General features: G+C 71.7%; 15 protein-coding genes and 1 tRNA gene. 1 reads left to right on the forward strand and 15 read right to left on the reverse strand.

Annotated elements, in window-relative coordinates; genetic code table 11:
• Positions 1 to 34 precede the first annotated feature (34 nt).
• From hpnE to IEZ17_RS06915, 11 genes are all read right to left on the reverse strand, one after another.
• Complete coding sequence (hpnE, locus tag IEZ17_RS06865; protein ID WP_373299740.1) at positions 35 to 1,477, reverse strand: hydroxysqualene dehydroxylase HpnE; 1,443 nt, start codon at positions 1,475 to 1,477, stop codon at positions 35 to 37.
• A 100-nt stretch (positions 1,478 to 1,577) separates the two neighbouring features.
• On the reverse strand, positions 1,578 to 2,531 hold the full coding sequence (gene hpnD / locus IEZ17_RS06870; protein ID WP_189297438.1) for a presqualene diphosphate synthase HpnD: 954 nt from the start codon (positions 2,529 to 2,531) through the stop codon (positions 1,578 to 1,580).
• A complete protein-coding gene (gene hpnC, locus IEZ17_RS06875; protein ID WP_189297681.1) occupies positions 2,528 to 3,394 on the reverse strand; it encodes a squalene synthase HpnC in 867 nt (288 codons plus the stop codon). The genes hpnD and hpnC overlap by 4 nt, the downstream gene beginning before the upstream one ends.
• A gap of 450 nt (positions 3,395 to 3,844) precedes the next feature.
• Positions 3,845 to 4,636 (reverse strand): ABC transporter ATP-binding protein, encoded by a 792-nt coding sequence (locus IEZ17_RS06880; protein WP_189297683.1) that lies wholly within the window; start codon positions 4,634 to 4,636, stop codon positions 3,845 to 3,847.
• A 4-nt stretch (positions 4,637 to 4,640) separates the two neighbouring features.
• Positions 4,641 to 5,570: an ABC transporter permease gene (locus IEZ17_RS06885; RefSeq protein ID WP_189297440.1), complete on the reverse strand. Its 930-nt coding sequence runs from the start codon at positions 5,568 to 5,570 to the stop codon at positions 4,641 to 4,643.
• 78 nt (positions 5,571 to 5,648) lie between these two features.
• Entirely contained in the window at positions 5,649 to 6,521 is an 873-nt protein-coding gene (locus IEZ17_RS06890; protein ID WP_189297685.1) for a glycosyltransferase family 2 protein, read from the reverse strand.
• Between the two features lie 14 nt (positions 6,522 to 6,535).
• Entirely contained in the window at positions 6,536 to 7,315 is a 780-nt protein-coding gene (locus tag IEZ17_RS06895) for a CDP-alcohol phosphatidyltransferase family protein (RefSeq protein WP_189297442.1), read from the reverse strand.
• Positions 7,293 to 8,354, reverse strand: a complete 1,062-nt coding sequence (locus IEZ17_RS06900; RefSeq protein WP_159507079.1) for an iron-containing alcohol dehydrogenase family protein — start codon at positions 8,352 to 8,354, stop codon at positions 7,293 to 7,295. Before IEZ17_RS06900 ends, IEZ17_RS06895 begins: the two co-directional genes overlap by 23 nt.
• Complete coding sequence (locus IEZ17_RS06905; protein WP_189297444.1) at positions 8,342 to 9,100, reverse strand: phosphocholine cytidylyltransferase family protein; 759 nt, start codon at positions 9,098 to 9,100, stop codon at positions 8,342 to 8,344. Before IEZ17_RS06905 ends, IEZ17_RS06900 begins: the two co-directional genes overlap by 13 nt.
• On the reverse strand, positions 9,097 to 10,905 hold the full coding sequence (locus tag IEZ17_RS06910; RefSeq protein WP_189297687.1) for a DUF5941 domain-containing protein: 1,809 nt from the start codon (positions 10,903 to 10,905) through the stop codon (positions 9,097 to 9,099). The genes IEZ17_RS06905 and IEZ17_RS06910 overlap by 4 nt, the downstream gene beginning before the upstream one ends.
• Before the next feature lie 158 nt (positions 10,906 to 11,063).
• Positions 11,064 to 11,348 (reverse strand): hypothetical protein, encoded by a 285-nt coding sequence (locus tag IEZ17_RS06915; RefSeq protein ID WP_189297446.1) that lies wholly within the window; start codon positions 11,346 to 11,348, stop codon positions 11,064 to 11,066.
• A gap of 56 nt (positions 11,349 to 11,404) precedes the next feature.
• Between IEZ17_RS06915 and idi the strand changes: the two genes are divergently transcribed.
• Complete coding sequence (gene idi / locus IEZ17_RS06920; RefSeq protein ID WP_189297448.1) at positions 11,405 to 12,016, forward strand: isopentenyl-diphosphate Delta-isomerase; 612 nt, start codon at positions 11,405 to 11,407, stop codon at positions 12,014 to 12,016.
• Here idi and IEZ17_RS06925 read toward each other — a convergent pair.
• From IEZ17_RS06925 to IEZ17_RS06940, 4 genes are all read right to left on the reverse strand, one after another.
• Positions 11,991 to 12,482, reverse strand: a complete 492-nt coding sequence (locus tag IEZ17_RS06925; protein ID WP_189297689.1) for an ATP-binding protein — start codon at positions 12,480 to 12,482, stop codon at positions 11,991 to 11,993. The two genes, idi and IEZ17_RS06925, sit on opposite strands and share 26 nt — an antisense overlap.
• Before the next feature lie 126 nt (positions 12,483 to 12,608).
• On the reverse strand, positions 12,609 to 13,274 hold the full coding sequence (locus IEZ17_RS06930; protein ID WP_189297450.1) for an HdeD family acid-resistance protein: 666 nt from the start codon (positions 13,272 to 13,274) through the stop codon (positions 12,609 to 12,611).
• 158 nt (positions 13,275 to 13,432) lie between these two features.
• A tRNA-Met gene (locus tag IEZ17_RS06935) sits at positions 13,433 to 13,506 on the reverse strand.
• 68 nt (positions 13,507 to 13,574) lie between these two features.
• Positions 13,575 to 15,227: an ABC-F family ATP-binding cassette domain-containing protein gene (locus IEZ17_RS06940; RefSeq protein WP_189297452.1), complete on the reverse strand. Its 1,653-nt coding sequence runs from the start codon at positions 15,225 to 15,227 to the stop codon at positions 13,575 to 13,577.
• Positions 15,228 to 15,265 lie beyond the last annotated feature (38 nt).

Genomic DNA, 15,265 nt, shown 5'->3' on the forward strand with positions numbered 1-15,265 from the left:
ATGCTCGTGCTCGTGCGAGCGCTCGTACTCGTAGTCATGCCGCCTCCTGAGGCAACTGGCCCTGGGGGAAGCCGAGTTCGGTGAGTGCCTCGCGAGCGGCGGCAGTGCCGCTGCGAACAGCGCTTTCCATGGTCGCGGGCCACCCCGTGGCGGTCCACGCACCGGCCAGGAACAGGCCGGGGGCTTGGGTGCGGGCGGCGGGGCGGAGCCTGCCGACGCCCGGGGCGGGCGCGAAGGTCGCGGTGCGCTCGCGGGTGACGAAGAAGTCGCGGATCCGGGCGCCCCGGGCGGCGGGCAGCAGCCGCTCCAGCTCGGGAAGGTAGCGGGCGCGGAGCGTGGCGACCGGGTGGTCGATCTCCTCCTGCGCGGCGGACTGCGAGACGGCCAGGTACTGTCCGCCCCCGGCCAGCCCCGAGGCGTCGGTCCGGTCGAAGACCCACTGGACCGGGGAGCCGACCGCCGCGAAGAAGGGGCGGCGCAGCACCTTGCGGTCGTAGACGACATGGAGGTTCAGGATCGGCGCGGTGCCGATGTCCAGCAGCCGGTCCTTGGCGGGCAGGGCGCCGTCGGGCAGCAGGGCGTGCGCCTCGCGCTGGGGTACGGCGAGCACGACGGTGTCCGCGGTGAGCGTTTCCCTGCCGTGCGGGCCGTTCTCCACCGCGACCTGCCAGCTGCCGTCGGCGCGGGAGACGGCACCGGCGCGGGTACGCAGCGAGATCCGGACGCCGGCCTTCCGCAGCGCCGTGCCGGCGAGCGTGTCGTGGACGGCGCCCAGCGGGACCCGGGACCAGCCGATGTCGGCGGCACCGGGCGCGGAGAGCAGCCCGGTCTTGAAGACCTTGGCGGCCAGCCCCAGCGAGGCATCGCCGGCGGTGGCGTTGAGGGTCGCGATACCGACCAGGTCCCAGAGCGCTTCGACGGCGCGCGGCGACTGGCCGTGCCGGCGCAGCCAGCTGCCGAAGTCCACGCCGTCCAGCGCGGGATCGGCCGGGTCCAGACCCTTCAACGCCAGCGTCGCGCGGACCACGCCGGCCCGCTCGGCGGGTGAGAGGTGCGGGTAGAGCGCCAGGCTCCTGGCCAGGTGGAGCGGCACCGGCAGCGCGGTCCGCCGCAGCCGGCCGAGCCGCATGCCGTCCGCGTCCAGGACCGGGACGTCCATCCTGTCCTGGAGGGGGACCAGGCCGTCCGCGCCGATCCGCCCCAGGTGCGTGCCGTAGGCGGTGCAGCAGCGCAGGTAGACGTGCTGGCCGTTGTCGACGGTCAGCTCGCCGGCGGCGGAGTCGCGGCGGAAGGAGAAGACCAGCCCGCCGAGCCGCGGCCGGGCCTCGACGAGGGTGACCCGCAGTCCGGCGTCGGCCAGCGCCAGCGCCGCGGTGGTACCCGCGAGACCGCCCCCGATGACCACCGCAGCCGCCCCTTCGGGACGGCCGGAGGGACGGGTGGTGAGGCGCCCGGGCAGCATGGCTCCCGATGTCATGTGCTCTCCCCCCTTACGCCTGCCATGGACGCAGCCGCCCGGCGGGGGGTTGCTCGCCGCACCGGGGCCGGATCACCGCAGGTGTGCGCGGTCCGGCACATCACCCGCGCCTCCTGACGGACTCCCGGCGGCCGATCGCCCGCGCGTCGAGCCCGGACAGTCCGCGCACCGCGACGAACGCCTTCTCCCGGCCCGGCAGCGACACCCGGCCGCGCAGCACCGCCTCCGGGTCCGCGGCGATCCGCGACAGCAGCCGGTGGTAGATCCCGGCCATCGCCGCCACGCAGGCGCCGCTGCGCCGGTCGAGCATCGGCAGCAGCCGGAAGCCGTCGGCGAACAGCGCACGGGCGCGCCTGACCTCGAAGTGCACCAGCCCGGCGAAGTCGGCACCGGGCGGCGGGACGGGGCGGTCGAACCCCGCCGAGCAGCCGAACTTGGCGAGATCCTCGGCCGGGAGATACGTCCGGCCGTTCCCGGCGTCCTCGCGAACGTCCCTGAGAATATTGGTGAGTTGGAGCGCGAGGCCGAGTGTGTCGGCGTACTCGGAAGCGCGCTCGGCGTCCGGTGCGCCCGGCACGGTGCCGAACACGCCCAGGGAGAGCCGGCCGATCGCCCCGGCGACACAGCGGCAGTAGACCTTCAGCTCGTCCCAGGTCTCGTACGTCTCACCGCGCACATCCGCCAGCACCCCGTCGATCAGCTCGTCCAGCGCGCCGAGCGGAATGGGGAAGCGCCGGGCGGCGTCGGTCAGCGCGACGGCCACCGGGTCGGTGTCGTCCTCGCTGATCGCCCCGTCCTTGACCCGGGCGAGCAGGGCGCGGGTGTCCTCCAGCCGCTGCTGCTTGGCGGTGGCCGCAAGGCTGCCGTCGCCGATGTCGTCGACCCGGCGCGAGAAGGCGTAGAGCGCCGACATGGCCTGGCGCTTCTCGGTCGGCAGAAGCCGGATGCCGTACGCGAAGTTCCGTGCCTGCTGCCCGGTGACGGCCTCGCAGTAGCGGTACGCAGCGAGCACCGGCGCGGACACGTGTGCAGTTGCCTCCACGGTCCGACTCACCCCTCTCTTCGCAATGTCGCCCGCATCTCGCGCAGCAGGCTGAGCTTGGTCGGTTTGGGGGGTCCAGGGAGCACGTCGTGATCGGCGGTCGCCACCGCCTGGAGTGCGGCGCGCCCGCCGGCCACGAAGCCGGCCAGCAGCACCTTGAGTCTGCCGTGCACGCTACCCACCAGCGGGGTGCCTTCATTCAGCAGCTCAAGGGCGCGTTCCGCTTCGAACGCGATCAACGCGCGCACCGATGCGCCCCCGGTCGGGGCGGCCAGATCGGCCTCGGTGACCCCGAAGTGCTTCATGTCCTCGGCGGGCAGATAGATACGGTCGCGGCCGAGGTCCTCGGCCACGTCCTGGATGTGCTCGACGATCTGGAGCGCCGTGCAGATCGCGTCCGAGTACCGGACCCGTTCGGGGCTGGTGGTGCCGGTGATGCCGAGGACGAGCCGGCCGACGGGATTGGCGGACAGCTCGCAGTATGCGGCCAGGTCGTCATAGGTGCCGTAGCGGCTGATCCGCTGGTCCTGCCGGTTGGCCTCGATCAGGTCGAGGAAGGGCTCGGGGGTCAGCCCGCAGCGGCGGACGGTCGGGCCGAGCCGGCGCATCAGAGGATGACCGGGGCCGGGGGCGCGGTCGCCGAAGCAGCGGTGGAGGTCGGCCTCCAGGGCGTCCAGCAGTGCGGGCCGGTCGTCGTACTGCGCCCGGTCCAGGCCGAGGAGTACGGCATCGCCGCCGCCCGGTGCCAGATCGCCGTCGCCGATGTCGTCGACGAGGCGGGCGAAGCCGTAGACGGCCATCAGATCGGCGCGCCAGGCACGGGGCAGGAAGAACGGCGCGACCGGGAAATTCTCGTGTGCGGCCTGGTCGAGCACGGTGCGCGTCTGGTCCCTCCCGCCGACCGACGCCGCCCTCCGCGGGAAGGCGCGACGCGCCTGCTCGTCTCCACGACTCACCGGGGGCTACCCGGCGCGTTGTGGAGCCGGAGCGAACCAGTAGCCATTGCCGTCACGTCTCCCGTTCTACACCGCCAAACCAAAACATCCCATTTCGGACACGCCGCGGTCCGCGACGCGCTCCAATCGAGGCCTCATCGCCCGCTCGGGAGGGATTCGCCCGACTTGCACCACTTATGCCGTTCGGCGACCTGCACAGCTTACGCCGTACACCCGTGCCACCTCCGGGCGGGTGCCGAAGCCCCGGGCAACGCTCCGATCAACCTCGCGAAGATCCGAACCGTTCCCGAAATCCGCGGAGTTGACCATCTCTTAACGTTCGGAAGCCCCCGCGAAGCGGACTCGCGGGGGCCTTCCGCCACAAACGGACTATTTGCCCGTCTGCTTCTCGTACGCCTTGATGACCTCGTCGGTCGGGCCGTCCATCAGCAGCTCGCCCCGCTCCAGCCACAGCACCCGGTCGCAGGTGTCCCGGATCGAGTTGTTGTTGTGGCTGACCAGGAAGACCGTACCCGCTTCCTTGCGCAGCTCGCGGATACGGGCCTCGGAGCGCTTCTGGAAGGCCCTGTCACCGGTGGCCAGCGCCTCGTCGATCAGCAGCACGTCGTGGTCCTTGGCCGCCGCGATGGAGAACCGCAGCCGGGCCGCCATACCGGACGAGTAGGTGCGCATCGGCAGCGAGATGAAGTCGCCCTTCTCGTTGATGCCGGAGAAGTCGACGATCTCGTCGTAGCGCTCGCGGACCTGCTCGCGGGACATGCCCATCGCCAGGCCGCCGAGGACGACGTTCTTCTCGCCGGTCAGGTCGTTCATCAGCGCCGCGTTCACGCCGAGCAGCGAGGGCTGGCCGTGCGTGTAGACCTTGCCGCGCTCCGCGGGCAGCAGCCCGGCGACGGCCTTGAGGAGGGTCGACTTGCCGGAGCCGTTGGAGCCGATCAGGCCGATCGACTCGCCGCGGTACGCGGTGAAGGAGACACCCTTGACCGCATGCACCTCGCGCACGCCCACCGACGGCCGGCGGCGGACGATACGGCTGAGCGCAGCGGTGGCGCTGCCCTTGCCCGTACCGGTGCCGTAGACGCGGTAGACGATGTGCAGCTCGTCCGCGATCACGGTCGGGATCCGCTCCTGCGCCGCTGCCGTCGGCTGGACGGCGTCCATCTGCTCAGCCACGTCCGTACCGCTCCTCAGCCTTCCAGAAGTACACAAAGCCCGCGACGCCCGCCAGCACCGCCCAGCCGCCGGCGAACGCCCACACGTGCGGCGGGAGCTGGTGCGCCTTGAAGCTGTCGATCAGCGCGAACCGCACCAGGTCGATGTAGACCGCGGCGGGGTTGGAGTAGAGCAGCACCTCGACGATGTGCGGGACGTGCTTGCCCTTCAGGATCAGGTCGATGCTGAACATGACGCCGGACGCGTACATCCACGTCCGCATGATGAACGGCATCAGCTGCGCCAGGTCCGGCGTCTTGCTGCCGAGGCGGGCCATGACCATCGCCAGTCCGGTGTTGAACACGAACTGGAGCGCCAGCGCCGGGATCACCAGCAGCCAGGACCAGGTGGGCACCTGGCCGAAGCCCAGCAGGATGGCCACCAGCACGCCCATGGAGATCAGCAGTTGCTGGAGCTGCATCAGGGAGAACGAGATCGGCAGGCAGGCCCGCGGGAAGTGCAGCGCACGCACCAGACCCAGGCTGCCGGAGATCGCGCGGGTACCCGCCATCACCGAGCTCTGGGTGAAGGTGAAGATGAAGACGCCGGTCACCAGGAACGGGACGTAGTCCGGGACGCCCTTCCGCGTGCCGATCAGCAGGCCGAAGATGAGGTAGTACACGAGCGCGTTCAGCAGCGGCGTCGCCACCTGCCAGACCTGACCCAGCTTCGCCTGGCTGAACTGCGCGGTCAGCCGGGCGCTGGAGAAGGCGGAGATGAAATGCCGGCGGTCCCACAGCTCCCGGATGTACTCCGCGAGGCTGGGGCGGGCACCGCTCTGCGCGAGCCCGTACTTCTCGGCCCGCTGGGCCGCCGTGAGCCCTTCATCGGCGGATGGCGGGGCACTCATGGCGACCGCACTGTCGTGCGTGGTCTCGCTCACAGTAGACACTTTCGTCCTCAAGGTGCGCTGCCGGGGACTCGCCCCGGTTCGCGCCTGATGCTCTCAGATACGAGCTTGTCAGATGATGGGAGGGCGGCCCAGTCGGGTCAGTCGCCAAACGGTAGCCCACTTCATGGGGCGCCTGGGACCGCATGCGGTGGCCCAGCCCTCCTTGAAGCCGCCCAGCCAGGCCCGCAGCGCCGGCCGCGACGGCCGGCGGGCGAGGGTGAGCAGGAACCAGACCCCGAGATAGACCGGAACCAGCACGGCTGGGAGGTTGCGGCGGGCCAGCCAGACGCGGTTGCGGGCCACCATGCGGTGGTAGACCGCGTGCCGGGCCGGTGCCGTCGTCGGGTGGTGCAGGACCATGTCCGACCGGTAGTCGACCAGCCAGCCGGCGTCCAGCGCCCGCCAGGCCAGGTCGGTCTCCTCGTGGGCGTAGAAGAAGTCGTCGGGCAGCCCGCCGACCTCCGCGAACACCGTCGTACGGACCGCGTTCGCGCCGCCGAGGAAGGTGGTCACCCGCGACGAGCGCATCGGGTCGGAGGCGCGCAGCCGCGGGACGTGCCGGCGCTGGGTCTGCCCGGTGTCGGGGTCGGCGATGCGGAAGCTGATGATGCCGAGCGCGGGGTCCGCGGCGAACGCCGCACGGCACAGCTCCGCGGTGTCCTCGTTGGGCAGCAGCCCGTCGTCGTCGAGGAAGAGCAGTGCGTCGACCTCGCTGCCGTGGGGGCCGAACGCCTCGATGCCGACGTTGCGGCCCGCCGGGATGCCGACGTTCTCGGGGAGTTCGACGGTCCGTACGCCGTCGGGCAGTTCCGGCAGCGGCGAGCCGTTGCCGACCACCACGATCTCGACCGGATCGCCGTGCTGCTTGGCGACCGAGTCCAGCAGCGCGCGCAGCTCGTCGGGGCGGTTGCCCATGGTCAGGACGACCGCGCCGAGCCGCATCCGGGGAGCCGCGGTCACTTGAGCCTGCTGGAGACGAGGATGGACACGAGGTGCAGCACGGTCTGGAGGAGCGCGATACCGGCCAGCACCGCGACGCCGAGCCGGGAGAAGAACAGGTCGCCCCGCACCGCGTCCACGATCGCCAGGACCAGGATCAGCAGGGACGCCTCGATCCCGAGGACCAGCCGGTGGAACTTCAGCGCCGCGGCGGCCTTGCGGGCCAGCGCCAGGCCGGACGAGCGCGGCTCGGACGCCGCCTCCTTGACCGGCGGCAGCCCGCCCTGATGCCGGGCCACGCCGACGAGGTCGGTCTCGGCCTTGATCAGGATCGCGCCGAGGGCGGCCAGCGTGCCGAGGAACGCCCAGAGCCAGTCGATCCGTCCGGGGCCCCACAGGTCGGCGGCGCGCAGGCCGAAGCCGACGAGCACCGCGGCGTCGCACAGGTAGGCGCCGACCCGGTCCAGGTAGACGCCGCCCAGCGAGAACTGCTTCTTCCAGCGCGCCACCTCGCCGTCGATGCAGTCGAGCAGCAGGTAGAGCTGGACCATCAGCACGCCGAGCACGGCGCCCCAGATGCCCGGTACCAGCAGCGCCGGTGCCGCGAGGACGCCGAAGACGGTCATCAGGTAGGTCAGCTGGTTGGGCGTGACCCGGGTGTTCACCAGGTACCGGTCGCAGCGCAGCGAGATTTCCCGCATGTAGAGGCGGCCGGCCCAGTGCTCACCGCTGCGCCGGTCCTTCACGCCCTCGGGGTGAACGACCGGGCGGAGTTCAGCTACTGATGGTTTCGGCATAGTCGGCGTATGCGTCCCTGATCTGGTCGGTGGACAGGTCCAGGTGCTCCAGGATCGTGTAGCGGCCTGGGCGGGTCTTCGGGGCGAACTCGACGGCCTGGACGAACTCCTCGTCGGTGAAGCCGATTTCGCCCGGGGTGACCGGCAGCCCGTGCCGCTGGAGCACCTCGACCATCAGCGCGGAGGTTTCCCGGTCCCCGCGCAGATGGGTGGCGAACGCGGCACCGAGGCCGCACTGCTCGCCGTGGCTCGCCGCCCTCTTGGGGAAGAGGATGTCGAAGGCGTGGTTGATCTCGTGGCAGGCACCCGATGCCGGGCGGCTGTCGCCGGCCACCGACATCGAGATGCCGGTGAGGACCAGCCCCTCGGCCAGCACCTGGAGGAAGCTGTCGTCGCCGACGCCCCCGGGGTGGCGCAGCACCGCCTCGCCCGCCTGACGCGCCATGGCGGCGGCCAGCCCGTCGAGGTCCTCGCCGGTCTCGCGGTGCGAGAGCTCCCAGTCCGCGACCGCGGAGATGTTGGAGATCGCGTCGCCGATGCCGGAGCGGACGAAGCGGACCGGCGCCTCGCGGATGATGTCGAGGTCGATCACCACGGCGATCGGGTTCGGCACTCCGTAGGAGCCGCGGCCCGCGTCGTTGTCGAGAGTGGCGACCGGGGAGCACAGCCCGTCGTGCGACAGGTTCGTCGCGACCGCCACCAGCGGCAGGCCGATACGCGCCGCGGCGTACTTCGCACAGTCGATGATCTTGCCGCCGCCGAGGCCCACGACCGCGTCGTAGTGCCCCTTCTTCATGGCGTCGGCGAGCTTGATCGCCTCGTCCAGGGTGCCGCCGCCGACCTCATACCACTCGGCGCCCGGCAGCGCGGGGGCCAGCCGTTCGCGCAGCCGCGCCCCCGAGCCGCCGCTGATCGCGATGGCGAGCTTGCCGGACGCGGAGATGCGCTGATCGGCCAGCAGGCCCGCCAGGTCGTCCAGGGCGCCGGCGCTGATGTCGACGACGACCGGGGACGGAATGAGGCGGGTCAGTACCGGCATGCGATGTCACGGCCCTTCGCCAGGTCGTCGTGGTTGTCGATCTCGACCCACTTGACGTCGCCGATCGGTGCCACGTCCACCTTGAAGCCGCGGTTGACCAGCTCCTGGTAGCCGTCCTCGTAGTAGAGGTCGGGGTCCCGCTCGAAGGTGGTCTTCAGGGCGTCGGCCAGCTCGGCGGCGGCCGAGCCCTCGATGAGGGTGACGCCGATGTACTCGCCGGTGGCCTCGGCCGGGTCCATCAGCTTGGTGATCTTCCGGACGCCCTTGGCGGAGTCCGCGACGACCTTCATCTCCTCGTCGGCGAGCTGCTTGACGCTGTCCAGCGCGAGGATGATCTTCTGGCCGTTGCCGCGGGCGGCGAGCAGCGTCTGCTCGACGGAGACCGGGTGCACGGTGTCGCCGTTGGCGAGGATCACCGAGTCGTGGGCCGCGATCACGTCACGGGCGCACCACAGGGAGTAGGCGTTGTTCCACTCCTCGGCCTTGTCGTTGTCGATGAGGGTGAGCTTGAGGCCGTACTGCTGCTCCAGGGCCTCCTTGCGCTCGTACACGGCCTCCTTGCGGTAGCCGACGACGATCGCGACCTCGGTCAGGCCGATCTCGGCGAAGTTGCCGAGGGTCAGGTCCAGGATCGTCTTCGCTTCCCCGTCCGATTCCGGGCCCACCGGCACCAGAGCCTTGGGCAGGGTGTCGGTGTAGGGGCGCAGACGCCGTCCGGCGCCGGCTGCCAGCACGAGGCCGATCATGCGGGTTCTCCTTCATCGTGTACGGCGGGTGCTCCGGAGGACACCCAGAAGCGGATGCTCTCGATGAGCACCAGCAGCGCCAGGACCACAGCGAGTACCGTGAGCGCGATTGTGAAACCTGTGTCGGGCAGCAGGGCGGCCAGGGCCGTGACCACGAGGATCCGACCTTCATGCCCCCCGGTCGCCCGGACCAGCCACCGCGGTGGGGCCCCGGTGCCACCGCGGATGCGGTAGACCGTGTCGTAGTGATGGTAGGCGACGGCCGCGATCAGCCCGAACGCCGCGGGCAGCGCGCCGGGGGCGTCCGACCGGGCGGCCAGCACGAGGACCGTGAGGTATTCGCCGGCCCGGAACAAGGGCGGCACGAGCCAGTCGAGAGCGCCCTTGAGCGGGCGGGACACGGCCGCGCCGGCGAGCAGCGCGGAGCAGGCGGCGACGCCGACGGTGGGCCAGGAGGCGGGGTTCTTCTGGAAGATCACCCACACCAGCAGCACCGCGGACGAGAGAAACGCCATAACGGGCGCGAGGAGGGAACCGGTGCTCCCCCGGCCGCGGGCGCCGCGCGAGATCAGCTCGACCAGCGGCCCGGTGTCCGCGAGGTCGAGGAGCGCCCGGGCGGCGCGGTCGGTGCGCCGGGCCCGGCGGGTCAGCGAGCGCAGTACCCGGCCGGCGGTGGTGTAGCAGGCGGCCAGCGCGCAGCCGACCAGCAGCGCCAGGAAGACGACGCGCGGGGTGGTCAGCGCGGTCAGCACGGCGATCATGGCCCAGCGTTCGCCGATGGGCAGCACGATCATGCGGCGGACCCAGACCGTCCAGCCGACGCTGTCGAGCCGGTCGGAGAGCGCGGCGGTGGGGCTCGTGTTGGCGGTCGCGTCGTGGTTCGCCTCGTTGAACGCGAAGTCGACGACGTGCCGGCAGGTCTGGAGGATCATCGCGCCGAGCGCCAGCGCCCAGACGTCGTCGCCGGAGCAGCGGGCGGCGCCGAGGGCGAGCCCGGCGTAGAACGCGTACTCCTTGGCCCGGTCGAAGGTGGCGTCCAGCCAGGCGCCCATCGTCGAGTACTGGAGCGAGTAGCGGGCGAGCTGCCCGTCGGTGCAGTCCAGGACGAAGGAGAGGAGCAGCAGCACGCCGGCCGCGACGAAACCGGCGCGGGTGCCGGTGGCCGCGCAGCCCGCCGCTATCAGCGCGGTGAGCAGGGACGCGGTGGTGACCTGGTTGGGGGTGAGGCCGCGGCGGGCGCACCAGCGGGCGAGGTAGCGGGAGTACGGGCTGATGCAGAAGGTCGTGAAGAACCCGTCGCGGGACTTGACGGCGGTGCGCAGCCGGACCGCCTCGTCGTCGACGGCGGCGGCCGCTTCCCGGGCCTCGTCCCGCTGGGCCGGGGTCAGCGCGACGGTGGCGACCAGGCTGCCGGGCTCGACGCGGTGGAGTCCGATGTCCTCGCGGTCCAGGGCCTCGGTGAGGGTGTCGGTGAGGACGTCGGTGAGGTGGGCGGTGCCGGCGCCGACCGGGATCCGGCCGGCCGCGCGGGCCAGCGCCGCGCGGGCCTCGGGCTGCGCGGTGAGCGCGCCCGGCACCGCGGCGGCCGGGAAGCGGGGGTCGGTCAGGGCGAGCCGCAGGGCGTGCAGATGGCCGACGAAACGGGGGTCCACGAGGGCCACCCGCTCCTGCGCGGGGACGTCGGCGAGCAGCGCGGTGACGTCGGCCGGGTCACTGGCCGTACGGACGTCGAAGCCCAGCGTGCGCAGGTCGGCTTCGAGCGGCGACCCGGCGACCGGCGGACCGGTGAGGATGGCGGTCGACAGACGAACTCACTCCTTGGATGCTGACCAGGCAGCGCCGGTCGGTCCGCATTCGGCACGAACTACCCGGGCGGCGGGCGTGGCACACCTCGCCCGCGGAGGGCTGGGTGGCACGTCGGCAGAGGCTATCGGATCGCGGGATGCGGCCGTTCACCACGCATTCACCGCTCGATCGGGTGACCGACGGCTGCGCCTGCCGCGATCATCATGGTGGATGGGGCGGCGCATGAACAACTGGCCGCCGGCCCGGCGCCCGCCCCGGCGTCGGTTATGAGGGGGCTGGTCACGGGTGGGGCGGGTTGGTGCCGGGGCGGTGTGGCGAGGGCCATGATGCGGCCGGTGTGGAGCTTCTCACGGGACGGCGGGCGGGTCCGGCGCCCCGTGCCGGGCCCCGATTCCCGCCGGGCGGCGTCGGCGCCGCGGATCGCCTGGCTGCGCTCTGCCACTGATCAGGACCCTGGTGGGGCAGACTTGACGTCGACGACCGACGACAAGGATGGGCATGCCGATCACACCTGCCAACGGACAGACCGCCGGGACCCCGGCGGTGGGCGCACCGGACGGCGCCGCCGAGCCGATCATGCTGGAGCTGGTCGACGAGGACGGTACGACGATCGGCACCGCGGAGAAGCTCGCGGCGCACCAGCCCCCCGGCCAACTGCACCGGGCGTTCTCGGTGTTCCTCTTCGACGAGAAGGGGCGGCTGCTGTTGCAGCGCCGGGCGATGTCGAAGTACCACTCCCCCGGCGTGTGGTCCAACACCTGCTGCGGCCACCCGTATCCGGGCGAGACGCCGTTCGCGGCGGCGGCCCGGCGGACCGCGGAGGAGCTGGGGCTGGCGCCCGTGCTCCTCGGGGAGGCCGGCACGGTGCGTTACAACCACCCGGACCCGGACTCCGGCCTCGTGGAGCAGGAGTACAACCACCTGTTCGTCGGGCTGGTGCGGGCGGAGCCGGCGCCGGACCCCGAGGAGATCGGCGAGATCGCGTTCGTCACCCCGGAGGAGCTGGCCGAGCGGCATGCGCAGGCGCCGTTCTCCGCGTGGTTCATGACCGTGCTGGACGCGGCGCGCCCGGCGGTCCGCGAGCTCACAGGGCAGTCGGCGGGCTGGTAGCGAGGGGGGTGAGCGGCAGCTCGGCCCAGATGGCCTTGCCGCCGTTCACGGTGTGCTCGACGTCGCACTTGCCGCCCACTTCCGTGGTGAGCATCTTGACCAGCCACAGGCCGCGACCGCCGATATCGCCCTCGTCCGCCTCCAGCGCCTTGGGGCGGTAGGGGTGGTCGTCCTCGACCGCGACCCGCAGCCAGTTCGCACCGATCGTGAGCTGTACGGCGATCTGGGGGGAGAGCAGGGCGGCGTGCCGGACGGCGTTGGTGACCAGTTCGGAGACGATCAGCAGCAGCCCGTCCACGATGCCCTCGGCGACGGGCACATGCTGTTCGTCGAGCAGATCCCGGACCGCGTGGCGTGCCTGGGGCACCGAGGACTCCAGTGCCGGGGCGGTGAACCGCCAGACACCTTCGTACGCGAGCGGGGAGGTCAGCTCCTCGGGGGGTTCTGCTGGGGGTCCGGAAGGCATCCTCACACGAAGAGTGTTGAGAATGCTCTGGTCCGGACCGACCCCCTGAACACAAGTCAGCGCCTATCGACGCCTTTTGACCGATTCTGCCGGAATTGATCAACCTCGCGACACGTCCTGTCGCTTTTAATCCTTGTTTCGAGGCTGACGCTCGGCGGTCACCGCGCCGTCGCCACCGGAGCCGCCGGAAAGGGGTCCGGATCCGGCCACTCTGCCCTCCTCGACCATGCCGACGACCCGGCGCCCGCCGACCCCCATCGCGATCAGGCCCAGCCCGTCGAAGAGCAGCGCGAGCGAGAAGAAGCAACCGATGACGTAGAGGCTGCTGTGCGGCCAGTTGCCGAGTACCAGCACGCCCAGCAGGATGCCGAAGGCGCCCTGCACCAGCGTCCAGCCGAACTGCGGCCCGCGCACCACGACCGCGCCGACCAGGCGGAACAGGCCACCGGTCAGGAAGAGCAGGGCGGCGAACATGGTCAGCGCGGCGGCGGTGGCATCGGGCCGGCGGATCACCACCACACCGGCCGCGATGTTCAGCGCCGCCACGATCACCGCGAGCCAGAAGACGTTCGTGCCGCGGGACTGGAGGGCGTGCGCCAGGCCCACCAGGCCGCCGATCAGCAGCAGCCAGCCGAAGAGCAGCATGGTGGTGAGGGTGGCCACGCCGACGTAGACCAGGCCCACGATGCCGGCGAGGGCGAGCACGGAACCGAGCAGCGCGAGTACGAGGAAGCTGCGCCCCAGCCGGGCCGTCTGCGCATCGCGCCGAGCGGATGTGGACCTGCCGGCCATCGCCGCCTCCTCAATCCGGTGCCTTATGTTCCGGTATACCCCGTATCGAAGGGTGGGGCAGGGCGAGCGGAGCGGACCCGGCGCGCGGAGGCAGACGGGGCGGCGGCACAAGAACAGCAGGCCCGGTGCCTGCGCACCGGGCCTGCTGTTCTTCTGAGTAGCGGGGACAGGATTTGAACCTGCGACCTCTGGGTTATGAGCCCAGCGAGCTACCGAGCTGCTCCACCCCGCGTCGGCTCGGAACACCTTACGGGTCCCCTGCCCCGGAAACAAATCGATTGTCCGGGCGGGCGCCGCGCCTCACACCGAGCGGTCGGTGATCCGCCCGCCCGCGACCTCGATGCGGCGCGCGGTATCCACCGCTTCCAGCATCCGGCGGTCGTGGGTGACCAGCAGCAGCGTGCCCGGATACGAGGCGAGCGCGGACTCCAGCTGTTCGATGGCGGGGAGGTCGAGGTGGTTGGTCGGCTCGTCCAGGACGAGGAGATTGACCCCGCGTCCCTGGAGCAGGGCCAGTGCGGCGCGGGTGCGCTCCCCCGGGGAGAGGGTGTGCGCCGGGCGCAGCACATGAGCCGCCTTGAGGCCGAACTTGGCGAGCAGGGTGCGGACGTCGGCGGGCGCCATCTCCGGCACGGAGGCCCGGAAGGCGTCCATCAGGGGCGCGTCGCCGTGGCCGTCGAAGAGCTGGCCGCGGGCCTGGTCGATCTCGCCGACCACCACACCGGGACCCAGCGTGGCCTGGCCGGAATCCAGCGGCAGCCGGCCCAGGAGGGCGGCGAGCAGGGTGGACTTGCCGGAGCCGTTGGGGCCGGTGATGGCGACCCGGTCCGCCCAGTCGATCTGGAGGTTCACGGGGCCGAAGCGGAAGTCGCCGCGGCGCACCTCGGCATTCCGGAGGGTGGCCACCACGGCGCCGGCCCGGGGCGCGGCGGCGATCTCCATCCGCAGCTCCCACTCCTTGCGGGGCTCCTCGACGACCTCCAGCCGCTCGATCATGCGCTGGGTCTGCTTGGCCTTGGCGGCCTGCTTCTCGGTGGCCTCGACCCGGCCCTTGCGGGCGATCTTGTCGTTGTCGGTGGCCTTGCGGCGGGCGTTGCGGACGCCCTTCTCCATCCAGTTGCGCTGGGTGTGCGCCCGGGTCTCCAGGGCGGCCTTGGTGTCGGCGTACTCCTCGTACTCCTCGCGGGCCCGGCGCCGCGCGCGGGCGCGCTCCTCCAGATAGGAGGTGTAGCCGCCGCCGAAGGTGTTGACCTGCTGCTGGGCGAGGTCGAGTTCGACGACGCGGTTGACCGTACGGGTCAGGAACTCGCGGTCGTGGCTGACCAGGACCGTGCCGGCGCGCAGCCCGGTGACGAAGGACTCCAGCCGTTGCAGGCCGTCCAGGTCGAGGTCGTTGGTGGGCTCGTCCAGCAGGAAGACGTCGTAGCGGGAGAGCAGCAGGGAGGCGAGCGAGGCGCGGGCGGCCTGGCCGCCGGACAGCGCGGTCATCGGCTGGTCGAGGCTGATCGCGAGGCCCAGCTGGGCGGCGGTCTCCTCGGCGCGTTCGTCCAGGTCGGCGGCGCCGAGGGCGAGCCAGCGCTCCAGGGCGGTGGCGTAGGCGTCGTCCGCGCCGGGGCGTTCGTCGACCAGCGCCTCGGTGGCGGCGTCCAGGGCGCGCTGCGCGTCGGCGACGCCGGTGCGGCGGGCGAGGAAGGCGCGTACCGACTCTCCTGGGCGGCGGTCGGGCTCCTGCGGGAGGTGGCCGACGGTGGCGGTGGGCGGGCTGAGCGCGAGCGTGCCGTGCTCCGGGGACGCCAGGCCGGCGAGCAGGCGCAGCAGCGTGGACTTGCCCGCGCCGTTGGCGCCGACGAGGCCGACCACGTCGCCGGGGGCGACGACCAGATCGAGACCGGAGAACAGGACGCGCTCGCCGTGGCCGGCGGCGAGGTCTTTGGCGACGAGTGTTGCAGACATCAGACCGCCGATCGTATCCGGCCGCGCGGCGCGCGGTC

The organism is Streptomyces albospinus, assembly GCF_014648695.1.
Classification (GTDB): Bacteria; Actinomycetota; Actinomycetes; order Streptomycetales; family Streptomycetaceae; genus Streptomyces; species Streptomyces albospinus.